General features: G+C 42.7%; 12 protein-coding genes and 2 CRISPR repeat arrays (1 of these 14 cut by a window edge). All 12 genes read left to right on the top strand.

The window, feature by feature from the left end:
* Positions 1-246: direct repeats of the CRISPR family, unit length 30 nt; unit sequence GTTGTTAGCTTACCTATGAGGGATTGAAAC (it extends 638 nt beyond the left edge of the window).
* 712 nt (positions 247-958) lie between these two features.
* The 12 genes from cmr1 (at position 959) to BUA14_RS12365 (ending at position 13,912) form a co-directional block, all read left to right on the top strand.
* Positions 959-1,831, top strand: coding sequence for a type III-B CRISPR module RAMP protein Cmr1 (cmr1, locus tag BUA14_RS12420; RefSeq protein WP_072772867.1), 873 nt, complete (start codon positions 959-961; stop codon positions 1,829-1,831).
* On the top strand, positions 1,828-3,546 hold the full coding sequence (cas10, locus tag BUA14_RS12415) for a type III-B CRISPR-associated protein Cas10/Cmr2 (protein WP_072772866.1): 1,719 nt from the start codon (positions 1,828-1,830) through the stop codon (positions 3,544-3,546). The genes cmr1 and cas10 overlap by 4 nt, the downstream gene beginning before the upstream one ends.
* A gap of 2 nt (positions 3,547-3,548) precedes the next feature.
* Positions 3,549-4,589, top strand: a complete 1,041-nt coding sequence (cmr3, locus tag BUA14_RS12410) for a type III-B CRISPR module-associated protein Cmr3 (RefSeq protein WP_072772865.1) — start codon at positions 3,549-3,551, stop codon at positions 4,587-4,589.
* Positions 4,586-5,806: a hypothetical protein gene (locus BUA14_RS12405; protein ID WP_072772864.1), complete on the top strand. Its 1,221-nt coding sequence runs from the start codon at positions 4,586-4,588 to the stop codon at positions 5,804-5,806. The genes cmr3 and BUA14_RS12405 overlap by 4 nt, the downstream gene beginning before the upstream one ends.
* A 20-nt stretch (positions 5,807-5,826) precedes the next feature.
* Complete coding sequence (gene cmr4 / locus BUA14_RS12400) at positions 5,827-6,771, top strand: type III-B CRISPR module RAMP protein Cmr4 (protein WP_072772863.1); 945 nt, start codon at positions 5,827-5,829, stop codon at positions 6,769-6,771.
* On the top strand, positions 6,768-7,178 hold the full coding sequence (cmr5, locus tag BUA14_RS12395; protein ID WP_072772862.1) for a type III-B CRISPR module-associated protein Cmr5: 411 nt from the start codon (positions 6,768-6,770) through the stop codon (positions 7,176-7,178). Before cmr4 ends, cmr5 begins: the two co-directional genes overlap by 4 nt.
* Entirely contained in the window at positions 7,165-8,277 is a 1,113-nt protein-coding gene (gene cmr6, locus BUA14_RS12390; protein WP_084078579.1) for a type III-B CRISPR module RAMP protein Cmr6, read from the top strand. Before cmr5 ends, cmr6 begins: the two co-directional genes overlap by 14 nt.
* A 221-nt stretch (positions 8,278-8,498) precedes the next feature.
* On the top strand, positions 8,499-8,615 hold the full coding sequence (locus BUA14_RS28875) for a helix-turn-helix domain-containing protein (protein WP_345788635.1): 117 nt from the start codon (positions 8,499-8,501) through the stop codon (positions 8,613-8,615).
* Between the two features lie 447 nt (positions 8,616-9,062).
* Positions 9,063-9,628: a CRISPR direct-repeat array (repeat unit 30 nt; unit sequence GTCGTTAGCTTACCTATAAGGGATTGAAAG).
* Between the two features lie 493 nt (positions 9,629-10,121).
* On the top strand, positions 10,122-10,421 hold the full coding sequence (locus tag BUA14_RS12380; RefSeq protein WP_018212749.1) for a nucleotidyltransferase family protein: 300 nt from the start codon (positions 10,122-10,124) through the stop codon (positions 10,419-10,421).
* A complete protein-coding gene (locus BUA14_RS12375; RefSeq protein ID WP_018212750.1) occupies positions 10,411-10,755 on the top strand; it encodes a HepT-like ribonuclease domain-containing protein in 345 nt (114 codons plus the stop codon). The genes BUA14_RS12380 and BUA14_RS12375 overlap by 11 nt, the downstream gene beginning before the upstream one ends.
* Positions 10,756-10,911: 156 nt before the next feature.
* On the top strand, positions 10,912-12,969 hold the full coding sequence (locus tag BUA14_RS12370; protein ID WP_072772860.1) for a hypothetical protein: 2,058 nt from the start codon (positions 10,912-10,914) through the stop codon (positions 12,967-12,969).
* Complete coding sequence (locus tag BUA14_RS12365; RefSeq protein WP_072772859.1) at positions 12,962-13,912, top strand: CRISPR-associated protein; 951 nt, start codon at positions 12,962-12,964, stop codon at positions 13,910-13,912. Before BUA14_RS12370 ends, BUA14_RS12365 begins: the two co-directional genes overlap by 8 nt.
* Positions 13,913-13,917 lie beyond the last annotated feature (5 nt).

The raw sequence follows: 13,917 nt of genomic DNA, 5'->3' as shown, positions 1-13,917 counted from the left end.
TATATGGTTTAACCAATTCCGTTGTTAGCTTACCTATAAGGAATTGAAACAAGAGTACCAGGGGACGGATGAGGTCTCTCCGGAGTTGTTAGCTTACCTATGAGGGATTGAAACGCAAGCTGAACGGCTGCAGCAAGTTTCTCATCGATAGTTGTTAGCTTACCTATAAGGGATTGAAACAGCCAGGGCACCGTCGAAATCAATCTTCCCATCCACGTTGTTAGTTTACCTATGAGGAATTGAAACTGCCAAGTATCGATCATTCCATTCCAAGCTTAACTACGTAGAAGGAAAGGTCTGTCTGAAATCAGTACGCGCATACTAATTTCGGACAGACCTTTTTATGAATGAAGGAGGGTCTGGGGATAGTTCAACTGTTTCAAGTGAGAGTACTTTTCGACAATAACCAATTTCTTGACAAAAGCCACCGTCTATTCGGTAGTTTTTCATCAACTGAAGCGGGTAAAATAGTTCGAGAAACATCCTGTGTCTCAATGTATTCACTTTCTCCATCACGCTGGGCATCCTGAAGATGATTGCTTACGACGATTTTTTTATGAAGTGAAATTAGAATTACTGGCTTTATGGTTGATTTGGTACGGGTAAATGGTTTTTGGCTTACTTTGTGAGGGCTTGAAATTGGTAATCTCTCATCCGCAGGTATCAATCCTTATAACAGTTATAGGCTGAGAGAAAAGTCTGTCCGAAATCGGTACGCGCGTACCAATTTCGGACAGACTTTTGTTTGCTAAAAATTGCTTTGGTAATAGTTTTATGCTTTGGCCTAAGTCTATCTGGTAGAACCATAAAAGATATGGAAACACTTTGAAACACCTCCTTTTTTCGTTTATTTAAAACCACATTAAGGAGGTATGAGTATTTTTTTGTAGAATATTTTACCATGGAAGAGATTTGATGAATGTTTTAATAAATGGAATTTTTCGAGGGAGGAACATAGATGCTCAAAGAGCTCAATAAAACTGTTTACAAATGCAGATTAATCACGCCAATGTTTTTATACGGCAGATCTAATGAACCAGAATTGCGGGCTTCTTCGCTGAAAGGGGCAATGCGCTTTTGGTGGAGGGCGATTAATAGAAATTTATCTTTGGATGAACTGAGAAAAAAGGAGGCTTCCCTTTTTGGAAGTAGCAATATTGACATAGGTAGATCTCCTGTAAATCTAAGATTAATTTCCAAAAGTATAGTAACGAGAAGAGAAAATCTTTTGCCTCATAAAGATAAAGGAATATCGAGTGCGTTTGTGCCCGGTTCTGAAATAGATATTATTCTAAGCGATTTTTTACCAAGCTCCGAACATACTTATTATGAACATTTACTTGAGACCACATTATTGTTGGGAGGAATAGGGAAAAGAGTCAGACGTGGATTCGGCTCCATATTGATTTTGGAAAAAAATAATGAGGAGTATGTTACACCTAAAAATATAGAGGGAATTTCAGCTTTAATAGCTCTTGTTAATGAAGAATGTGAGGTCAAACGAGAGGAGAACAAACTATCTTTTTTCGGTACTTTTCCAAGTGAATATCCTTACATAGAGACTGTAGAAATCGGTAAGTCCTATTCCGATTACAATAATTTGCTAAAGAAGATTGGACAAGTTTCTCACCAGGTTTGTTTGGATGGCGGCTCAGAATACACAGGATTTGCACACTTTGATAAGAGGCTAGCTTCTCCTGTATATGTTTCTGTAATCAAACTGGGAGAGAATTATCATCCTTTGGTTACGACGTTACACGTTGCTTTCCAAGAGGGCTTTCATCCTGTTGGAAAAAACAAGCAAAGGGAGTTTAAGGAGGCGATTCTATGAATAAAACGCTTTTTTTATTCACCCTGGGCCCCGTACAGTCCTTTATTTTTCAGGCACGTAAAACCCAGGATCTTTACGCAGGCAGTTACTTGCTTTCTCACCTTGCGGATATTGCTGTTAAAAAGACAATTGAGTTAGGCGGCGAAATCATATTTCCTGATCCGCATAAAAGATCTATTCCTAATCGGCTTTTAGCTTATTTCTCTGAAAGCGACAACGAAAAGCTTAAAGCTATAGGACAGTCGATACAAGGCGCTGTACAACACGAGTTTCGGACTATAGCCAATGGAGTCCTAGCAAGTTTTTCTTTAGAAGAATCTACTGAATTCAAGGAACAGATAGCGCAACATTTGGAATTCTATTGGTTATTTCAGCCATGGGGCCAATCGGATTATCTTGATAATTATCGGAGCATTATAGCGGGATTAAGAACCATAAAGGGTACAAAAATATTTGAGCAAATAACTGAAGCACCTGGGAAGAAGTGTTCCGTCAGCGGCGAACATAATATTGTATTCTACCGAAAAGATAGAGGCGGAGAAAGAGGGCCTACCGGATCGGCCTTGCCCCGGAGTTTTCCGATTCGTTTGATAGATGATAATGAAGGGTTGGACGCAGCGAACTTTATAAAACGCTGTTTAGGCCCATATTTTAAGGAAGATTTTGATAGCAGTTTTCCGTCAACTGCTCGGATTGCATTGATGGAGGCAGGAGAACGGCTGAAAAAGGAAAGACCGGATCACCAAAGGATTTGGAAAGGTGTTGAAGAGTTGGCCCTATTTAAGCTGGTAGAAAATTCTTCCGCTGAAGAAAAATCAGACAGCTTAAATAAAGAAACCATTCAAGCAGCCGCGTTAATAAAGGAGCATAAAATTCATTGCTCCCCTTATTACGCCATTATGCTTTTTGATGGAGATGATATGGGGAAATGGTACGGGGAACCTCATTTAAAAGCGGGGGTTTCTCAATATGACTTCCATAGTGCATTAAGCGCCCGGATGGTTGATTTTGCCGATGAGGTGCAAAAAATACTTATTGAACCCAGGGGTAGAGTTATTTATGCGGGAGGGGAAGACTTTTTAGGGTTCATCAATATAAACTATCTTTTAAAAGTTATGGTTGAGTTGAGAGAGCGGTTTGGAAGATTGAATATCCAGGAATATACAGAAGATAGACCTACGTTTTCTGCGGGAATAGCGATTGCTCATTATAAAACGCCTTTGTCTGAAGTTTTAAAATGGGCAAAGAAGATGGAAAAGTGGGCGAAAGAGATAGATACACACAAAGATGCTTTCGGTATAGCCGTTTTGAAACATTCCGGCGAAACTCAAATGACCCGTTTGAAATGGCGAAGCAATGATTTGTGGATACCTCAGCTGATTGAAAGATTAATGGAGCGTGTCAAGAAAGAAGACGTTTCTACGACATTTATAAAACAGCTTAATCAAATTTTTCTCAAACTTTTTGAGTCGGACGGAAATACCTTTGACCACGCCGACCTTATCATAAAAGCGGAGATAAAGAGATTGGTTGGAAGGTCTGTTACAGTTGAAAAACTGATAGGAGAGGATAGAGAAAGATTTGAGAACAGAAGAACAGATTTGGTCAATGTTTTGACAGAGGATCTTAGTAAACTGTATTTCTCATGCAAAAACCCGATGGATTTCTTGAGTGTTTTAAATATTGTAACATTCCTGCAAAGAGAGGTGATTTAGCTATGCTGGAAATTGAAGCATTGGATACTCTTTTTTTTCGCGACGGTAAATCTTTTGCCAAAGGAGAGGACACATGGGCAAACAGCAACTTTCCTCCGTCTCCGGCTGTTTTCTACGGGGCCTTGCGCAGTGTCTACTTTTCCAATCATATGGAGAGTTTTGCCAAAGCCCAGCTACCTGACGACCCTACTGCTGCTCTAATAATTAACGGTTTGTTTATGAAACTGGGTCAGGATATCTGTTTCCCGATGCCCTTAGATTGCGTGACTCCCAAAAAATCCCGGAATAGTAAGGCATGTCTTCTCTCTCTCATAAAAAACGATGGGGTTAACAGCTCCCCGATGTCCTTTCTTTTACAGCCCAAAAATCAGGAGGAAGTTGAGCAGGATTTAGAGGGTTATCTTGATTCGGTAACATTTAAAGAATATCTAAACTCAGGGGCTGAAGAATTTTACTATAAAAAATTAAGTGACTATATTCATAACGAGCCGAAAATCGGTATAACACGAAGCAAACAAACCCACTCCAGTCAAGAGCATATGCTTTACCGGGTAGATATGCGCCGAATGGATAAGGCATCTTTTGTGGTTGGTTACACGGGTATCAGTTTACCACAGGAGGGATTTATCAAATTGGGAGGGGAAGGAAAGGGGGCAATTTGTAAACCGATTTCAATGAGACCAATTCCTGCGCCTCAAAGTGAGAGCAAACGGTTCAAACTGTATCTGGCTACGCCGGCAATCTATGGCAAAGGATGGATCCCTCAGTGGATGGATCAGAACACACTGGAAGGGGTTTACCAAGGGATACATGTAAAAATGCTCGCGGCAGCCGTCGGTCGCCCTGTTTTTATCGGCGGATTCGATATGAAACAGAAAAGGCCTAAGCCCATGCAAAAAGCAGTTCCAGCGGGAAGCGTTTATTATTTCGAAATTATAGAAGGACAGTGGGAAGAGGTAATTCAAAGTTTCCATGGAAAAAACATATCGGATAATTTGGCTGAACAGGGGTTTGGACTGGCCTATATGGGAGAAATAAGATGATGCGGGTTATGACAATGGTAGGCGCTTCTATATTTACAAATTATATTAAAGAAAAGCATGGAGACATTGATGCTCACTTCAAGCAGATAGAAAATAGTTTGAATTGGCAATGGGATGATCAACTTGAGCGGATTAAACCATTAAAAGATGTTCTATCAAGTTGGGTAAAGAAGAATAATACGGCATCAGCAGAAATTAAAAGCATTTTAAAGATTCAAAAAGAAGTGCATGATAATATTTTAGTACAGTTAGTGGCGACAGACACCATATTATCCCGTTTAGCGGCAGAAATTATTCGAGATGAGCTTCAAGGAAAGATAATCAACAATTGTCAAATTAGCGTAATCTTTGATCCGGAAAACGATGTGATTAAAAACCTTCAGATAAGAAAACGGAAGTTGTTTGAAAAGGAAGGGGTGTCTAGATTAGCACGATACTTAGATGCTCAAGACTTTGGCAATGGTGATTTGTTTAATATTACCGGAGGATATAAAGCGCTTATTCCTTACCTTTCAATGCTCGGAATGCTTAAAAATATTCCCCTTTATTATATCTTCGAAGATACGGATGAACTGATTAAAATTCCTCAGATGCCAGTAGATATTAACTGGGGTCTATTCGAAAAATATGTGGATATATTTGAAAAGCTAGATGAAGGACTCGAGGAGGATTGGGCTCAGTTCAAGCGGAGGAACAATCTGGAGCCTGAATTTCCGGATTGCATATGGGAAGATGAAGGTTTAGTAGGTCTTAATTCGGTATGGGATATATTGTGGCATCGTTTTAAAGAACATATCTTGGTGAAGGTGCCGAAAGAATCAAATCAGTTCTCTTCTGAACCGCCTGGGAAATTGAAAGAAGTGATAGAAGCAACAAGGGAGCTTTATCAAAGGTTAGATAATGAAATCAAGAATAACTTCTTAAAATCTCAAGAAGGTCTTCTTAAACATATTGAAAGTTTGGGAACTGAGCATGATTTACGGCATGGAGAGAATCCTCAAAAAAATATATTTATCTTTAAATCAACAGACAAAGCCCAAATAAGGATTGTTTACCAACCGGAATTTATCAAAAATTATTTGAGTATAAAAATCTATGAATATTTGCGGGGGAGTTTTGATCACACCCGATATATTTCTAAATTTAGAAGAAAATACAAAATTCAGCGAGCGGCAGGCACTATAGAGTTTATAACCATACCGATTAAAAAATGTTAGAATAGGCAGGAGGTTATTCAATGTATAAACTGGCAAAGCCCCTTGGGTTGATTTGCGAAACACCGCTTCATGTCGGTTGCGGTAATGATTTGGGTGTGGTGGATCTTCCGATCCAGAGAGAAAAACACACGGGTTTTCCCAAAGTGGAGGCCTCGGGCCTGAAAGGAGCTTTACGGGAGGCTTTTGAAGGTTTAGAAGAAGTTTCCTTCAAGGGTACGTTTTTTAGGGACAGAGTTGAACGAGAGAGGTGTATTAACCTAAGTTTTGGTCCGGAAAAAGGAGACCTTTACGCAGGAGCATTAGGCTTTACGGATGCCAGATTACTGCTTTTTCCGATTAAATCCATGAAAGGGATCTTTGCCTGGATTACTTGCCCTTTTATTCTGGAACGATTGAAAAAGGATCTGGAGCGATGCGGCTTGAAGCCGGAATTCGGCTTGCCGCCGGAAAATTCGACCCCTAAAGAGTCGGGATTATTTGTGAAAGATAATAAGATAGTCTTGGAGGAATTTACCTTCGAAATTGAGCATCCCGATAATGAGCATTGTACGGAATTAATTCGATGGATAAGCAATAATCTGGTGCCTCAAAATGACGAATATGCGTATTGGCGCAAAAAGTTGGCGGCCAGTTTGGTTGTTCTTTCCGATTCGGATTTCACCGATTTTGTTAAGATTTCCACAGAGGTCGCGACAAGGACAAAAATCAATGCAAAAACCGGGACTGTGGAGAATGGCGCGTTATTCACAGAAGAATACTTGCCGGCAGAAACGCTGCTCTATACTTTGGCTTTGAGTACGCCTGTTTTTTCATCGGAAAAAAGTCCGTTTACAGCTCAGGGGATTGGAGCGGGAGAAAAATCGGTTATGGAATATTTCATCACAAATCTGCCGGGGGTTATCCAGCTGGGGGGCAATGCTACCCTCGGAAAAGGGCTGGTCAGGCTTAAGGTGGTGGAGGCATGAATACACAAAAGTCAACCATTAAAGGTTTGGAGCAAGGAAGAGCACAATTCGCTTATCTAGCGGTGGCATCACAAAAAGATACAGCGGGAGAAGGGGATTATAAAGCCTATGCCAAGAAAATTCCCATGTTGATTAAAACAAACGGACTAGGTGCGACAATAGCTTATATAGAAGCAAAAGGAAAAACCAAAAAGGCATACATGGAAATTTATAAACAAATTGCCCAGTGGTTAAAAAAGGATGATAAAAATTTGGTTGATCTTTCTCAAACAAGCCTGACAGAGGCTATCATCAGTCTTGACTCATCCGCGTATAGGGCGGTTACGGTGGAAATATTAGCACTCTTTTCTTGGTTAAGCCGTTTTTCCGAAGGGCTTTTAGAAGGAGGAGCTGATGATGAAGCTTAAAGGGATTGTTAAAAAATATTTTAGTAATCAGGGATATGGCTTTATTGACGATAACAGTGATCGAAAAATCTTTTTCCATTGCTCTCAAGTTGATAACTTGGAGAATATAGGGGAAGGAGCTTGGGTGGAGTTTGAAATAAAAAAAGACAGCAAAGGTCGCTGGGAAGCGAAAAATATACTAACGCTGCCCCATGATAAGGGAGCAAATGGAACGTATCAAAAAAGCAAGGCACTGCCCAAAGGTGTTCCTGAACCTGATAAGCAGCATTACTTTCCCAAAGATACGCAGCAGATTATTGATCCGTGTGACATTGATAATTATTACTTAAAGCTAAACAAGGCAGCTGCTTCTTTTCAAAATAAAGATTCAAGGAAATTTAGTTTTGTAATGTTGGATAGAAAGAAGCCGCCATTTCAGGTGACCCCTGTTTTTAAGAATATTGATTTTTCCGGCTTATGTCAGCGCCAAAAGTCTGCTATTGCCGATGCCGGTTTCGATTTCATCCAGATGAGATTTGAACCGGATTGGCGGCTTATTGTTGGCTTAGGGCAGCATTCGATTTTTGAGACTTCTATTTGCTTGCACCACATTTATGGGTTTCCTTATATTCCAGCCAGTGCCTTAAAGGGCTTGGTGAGAAATTGGATCATTACGAGGGTCTTTGCTCAGGTGGAGGGCAATGGCGAAAAAGGAGCATTAAGTGATAGGGGCTTTTGCAAAATTTTCGGGAGCCCCAAAAATAGCATTTATGGAAATTATCAGGGAGAAGTGTGCTTTTTTGATGCTTTACCTATAGTGGAGCCTAAAATTGTCTTTGATGTGATGACACCTCATTACGGACCGTATTATTCAAATGGAGAACCACCTGCCGATTACTATTCTCCTAACCCGATAGATTTTCTTGCTGTGGAAAATACAGCGTTTATAGTGACAGTTGGCATCAAGAAAGAAGACGATAAACCTCTCCAAACCGGCGTATTCAGTGAAAAAACTCCAATGCAAGTTGTGGAGCAATGGATGACCGAGTGTTTAGCGGAACATGGTGCAGGTGCGAAAACAGCTGTAGGCTATGGTGTGGGCGAGTTGAATCAGGTGTAGATATGAGTGATGTTAAAAAAGAAAAACTTAATTAAGTGCGAGCAGGTTACTTTTATAATCAAGGTAAATATGCTCCGAAATTAGAACGAAGAAAGGTATGCTATTATGGGACAAAGCATTAAAGCAGCTAAAGCATTGGCGAGAATATTCGCAAAGAGAGAAGTGCCAAGGGCATGACTCAGGAACAGCTCTCGGCTTAATTACAGACTCATGGCTGTGATATTTCGCGAGGAACACTGGCGAAAATAGAGGCTGGGATCAGGCATATTTCAGTTGAAGAATTACATGCAATAAGGACTATCTTGGAAATTACTTACGATGGTCTTTTTAGAAAGTGAAATGAGAATCTATGCAATTCCGAAGCTGGCTTATCGATTGAGCATGGGACTTTGAGAGCTTCATTCAAGTCACCTCCTGCCGCTCATTCTAGAGCAGAGGTGGTTACACAAAAAGGTTTTAAGAACTCTGAGACAAAATCCTTTTAAAGGAGTTTGTCTTTGATTTCATCGCTTTATATGCTAACATTATTTTAGTAGGGTAAAATTGATGACCTGACGCTAAAGAGGTGAAAGAAGAGATCAGCTAGAGTTTATGATTCGAAGTACATGAGGTTAGTAAGCGGTTGGATTCAATTATGTAAATTTGTCGTCGATGTGCAGTAAGGTAAAAATGCCCTGAGACCGACGACAAAGAATATGGCTTAATAAGCGGATTGAGGAGCAAAGGGTTAAGTTAGGATAATTTTGATGTTTGCTGGACTTGCTGATTTAATGCGGGTGAAATGGGTCGTTAGCTTACCTATAAGGGATTGAAAGATTTCACTCACTTTCCAATTCCTCCGTTCTCATCAGTCGTTAGCTTACCTATAAGGGATTGAAAGATGTCTACAAAGAAGACATGTGCTATTCTTTGGCAGAGTCGTTAGCTTACCTATAAGGGATTGAAAGCCAACTCATCGGGCTGCTCCCGGATGATTCGAAAGAGGTGTCGTTAGCTTACCTATAAGGGATTGAAAGCTCCTGACCAAAGGAAATTAGGCAAAGCGGCAGGGGTCGTTAGCTTACCTATAAGGGATTGAAAGAGGCATTGCATCCGGCACATTCAAACAGAATATACATTGTCGTTAGCTTACCTATAAGGGATTGAAAGGAGCTTGCAGAAGAGAAGCGAGTAAGGGTGGAAGAAGAGTCGTTAGCTTACCTATAAGGGATTGAAACTACTTACTGTCGAGTCGAAATAAGGGGAATATTCACCGTCGTTAGCTTACCTATAAGGGATTGAAACTCATTGTGGTCATTTGTAATCGTTCCCCTTCTTTCATGTCGTTAGCTTACCTATAAGGAATTGAAACCCGTATTCTTTGAGCTGAGCATGAGAAAGGCCGGTAAGTGTTGTTAGCTTACCTATAAGTGACCTTGTCTCGATAAAACAGACACTCCAGAGTTAGAGATTCTCTCAGAATCGCAAGATTGCTTCTTTTTTCATCTCAGGTAAATACTCCAAGCTGCTCTCTCAGGGGCCCGCCCCTGAAACCCCGCCTCCGCCGGGTGGCAGAAGAACGGTCTTTAAACTGTTCTGAGGCATAAGGGTCTTTGGCTATGTTAGCCAATCAGGGGCAAGGACTTTGTCTCGGCTGACGCCGCCCCTTGACAAGCATTTACTGAGTTGATAATCAGCATCACAGATAAATTTCCCCCGGCAATGGTGTCAGGTGTGACAACATTGCCGGGGAATTCTATATTAAGGGATTAGATATGGAGAATAAAAGCAGGCTATGATATACTATTTCCATACAATGGATATTGAGGCCGATAGTGATAGTTTCATAACGGAGGATGATCACGATGTCAATGGACGTAGCGGAGATAAAAGATAAGCTTTTCCCTATATTTGAGGCTGCCCCTATTTACCAGGCGATACTCTTCGGTTCTTTTGCCCAAAATAAGGCTACCGACAGCAGTGATGTGGATATTGTAATTGACAGCCGGGGAGAATTGTTAAATATCAAATTTTATGGGGTGCTGGAGGATATTACTCAGACGTTAGGGCGCAAAGTAGATCTCTTTGAAATTTCCGAAATAAGGCCTGGTTCACCCATCGACTACGAGATTAGGCAGCAGGGAGTTTTGCTCTATGACCGATAAAGATAGAATCATTCTTCATAAGATTATGAATTATGCCCAGGAGATAATCGGCTATGTCGATAATATGGACTATAAACAGTTTGTGGGTGATCGTAAAACAATAGCTGCTTGTGCCTTTTGTATCGGACAAATTGGGGAGCTGGCAAAAGACATCAGTGCCGAGACACAAGAATTAAATCCTGAGATTGCTTGGAAAAGTATTCGTGGTATGCGCAATAAAATTGTTCATGATTATGAAAATGTCGACTTGGGGGTTTTATGGGGTACTATCAGGGAAAGCCTTCCCGAGCTAGTGCGACAAATAAATCAGCTCTTGGGTGAAAAGAGAACTTAATTTTTTGGCGAAAATAAATAGAAGTATATGCAGGAATTGGTATTATTTAGTCGAATGAAAACAAGGATAGGTAAAAACCTGTCCTTGTTTTCTGTATTTCTCAGTAGATGGTTCAAATATTAGAACGGTTGAAGAAAACTACAAGAAGGTGATCCAATGCTAGCCGAAGCCATCATCCGCATCGGCCGTCCGATCAAAGACAGCGACATGCCTTGCCGGGATAAAATCCGGCTGTTGACCGATGTAAGCAGTGAAAACTGCAAAAATTTTTTCCGCCATGTCTTCTTGCTTGAGATCACGGAGAAGGACATCGGCTTTCAGCCGATGGAGGTAGGGGACAGGGAGACCAAGGAAAAGAAAGAAACCTTCCAAGTCAATCCCGTAAGAAATGTGGCCTTTCCCATTTTCTATCCCAATGGGGGCAATCCTCTCCATGCCCAAGGCATTTATCCTCTCCCGTGTTATTTGGTGTACGACCCTCATATTAAAGCCATGAAGGATGAAGAGGCCTTTAAAAAAGAGTTTCTTCTTCCCCGCCTGGGCAAGACTCTAGGCTATCGGGATAGAACGGAGGCAGAGAGAGTTGCTTTAGCCGACCGGATTACTGAATTATTAGCTGCTCGGGGGGCCGAACTGATCACTGAGGACAAGCAGCTGGGAGTCATGATGATCTTCGACCAAGAGCTGCCGATGTTTCATAAATATCAGGAAAAGAGAGAGAATGAGCTGTCCATGTGGATCGCTGAAAGCCCGCTGACTCCAGGAGCTCACCTCCATTTAGACGGGGAAGAGGTCCTGAAAAGAATTGGCCGGGCCAAGTTTTACGAGGCTGCTGAGTTGGGCAAAGAGAAGAATGCCCTATCCACCTTCACCAATCGCAAGACGGATGAGGTGGTCTCCATCTACAACAAATCCTGGCTTTGGCTGTCCCCTACCTGGGAATCTCCACGCTCCATCTACTGGAATGACGATGAATGGACTAAAGGAATTAAAGTGGATGAGGAAAGCTATGCCGCCTATTTATACGGAGTACAATTCCTCAAGGAAATTCAGGTGCCCATTTCCAGTGCTGTTCTTAAGGAGATGTTTGCGCCTATTACCAGTGTGGAAGCGAAGAAGATGATGAGCGTGGAAAGCTTTGAATCCATTTACGGTATTCCCATGGTTCTGCCTCTGACGGACGGCGACTCACAGCAGCTTTTTGCCAAGTATCAAAGGCTGCTGAAAAAGCGCGACGAGAAACAAAGTGACGGCGATCTGCAGCTTAAAGTGCTGGCAGGCATCGACAGGATCGTTCCGGAAATGGGAGATGAGCATCGCTTGACCATCCTCTATTATTCCGGTGATTTGTCCCGTGGCAATATGCACATCCGGGCTATGATCGAGGATGTGATCCCCAGTGTAGCCGGCCAGGTGGAAAAAATACTGTATCGGTTAAGCGCGCGAGAAACAGGCAAAATTCAGGAGGCCTTTGGAGTAAGGGAACAACCTGTCTATCGCACCCAGAATCTTCCGGCCCTGCTGGCTAATGTGTATGGTCCAGGCTATGTGTGGGCGAGTCTGCGGCGTGTTTTTCACAAGGAGCCCCTCAGATGGGAGCGGCTGCACATGGCCACTGCCCGAAAGCTCAATGAATTGGCCAATAAGGAAGATCGGGGGCAAATGCTCCAGGAGCTCGTGTTCCATTATAGCTTTCTATATTTTTTAAAGGAATATGAAGAGAAGATTTTGCACAAGCAAGGGGGAGTGAGAACTTTGGCGGATTGGGATGAATTCAAAGCGTTGTATGCCCAGGGGAAGCTGGAGCTGAGTCATCTGGCCAAGGCAGAGCAATTGGGCTTTGCTGCCGGTTTATTGCTGAAGCAGTTTTCCAACTCGTATTACCAAAAGACGGGTAAGGATTTTCTCAAACAGCGGGTGATGAAATTCGGCAGCAAATTGACGCCGGCAATGATCTGGAAGAATGGCTTGCTGCGCTGCGAAGAGCTGGCCCAGCAATGGTCCATGAAGCTGGGGAGCAATTTCCGACCTATGCTGGCTCAAACTCTGCTGGGGTTTTTGGAAAAGGAGCAGGAATTGATTCCGGAAAAGGATACCTTTATGACCGCTTTTTGGTCGGGCTATTTGCTCTATAAATCGGATAAGAACAACGATGGTGGAACTAAAAGTGATCCTGAAGTTAAGGAAGAGGATGGAGGCAGGGATAATGAATAGCGGCGAGATTTTGTTTGTCAAGTCGGTGAAGGATGGGATACCCAACCGGGATCCTTTGAATGACAGTGACGCCAGGCGGCTGTTTCCCGAAGAGGATGGGCGTATCTCTTTAAGCGATGTGAGCATTAAAAGAGATGTGAGGGATTTTGTGATTGCTCTGGAGCAGGACGGCGGTAAGGACCAGAAAAACCATATCTTTGTCCAGGAAAAGGTGAATGACAAAGGGAAGCTGCTTGGCCGGGGCAGTTTGGCGGAAGGAATTGCGAAAAGCGTGGGGAAAGAGAAAAAGGCCAAGGAAGACATGAAGAGTGTCCTGATTGAACATTGCTTCGATGTGCGCACCTTCGGTATCGTCTACTCGGTGAAGCCTAAGTTCAACCTTACCGGACCGGTTCAATTTGGGTGGGCCCACTCCCTTCACCCTGTGGACACCCAATATGTGCAAGGAACGGTGGTCATGCCCAGTATGGATTCCACCGCTGACGGAGAGGGAAAGACTCAGGGGACTATCTGGACCAGCTATACAGTACCCTTTGCCGTGTTTGCCATGCCGGCGGTGATCAACGCTAAGGCGGCGGAGCACTCGGGAATGACTGCTGAGGATCAGGAATTGCTGCTCCGGGCACTGTGGCAGGGCACCCAGCACCGCCAGGCCCGGGGAAGAGGACAGCAGCAGCCCCTGATATTGGTCCATATTGAATATAGCGATCCCTTTTACCGGATCGGTTATTTGGAAGATCTGATCACCATGTCTCCCGATACCACGGCCTGGAAAGCTGCTGGAAAGCTGCCTTCATCTCTTCAGGATGTTTCCTTCGATTTGACCCGGCTTTTAGCAGCTGTCGCAGAGAAGCAGGATAAGATAGCCCAATGCCGGATTTGGGCTCATCCGGGAGTGACCATCAGCGGAGATATCGCCCCCTGGCTGCAGCCTTTATGGTAAGCTGC

Source organism: Desulfitobacterium chlororespirans DSM 11544 (genome assembly GCF_900143285.1).
Classification (GTDB): Bacteria; Bacillota; Desulfitobacteriia; order Desulfitobacteriales; family Desulfitobacteriaceae; genus Desulfitobacterium; species Desulfitobacterium chlororespirans.
This window is presented reverse-complemented; position numbering and strand designations above follow the sequence as displayed.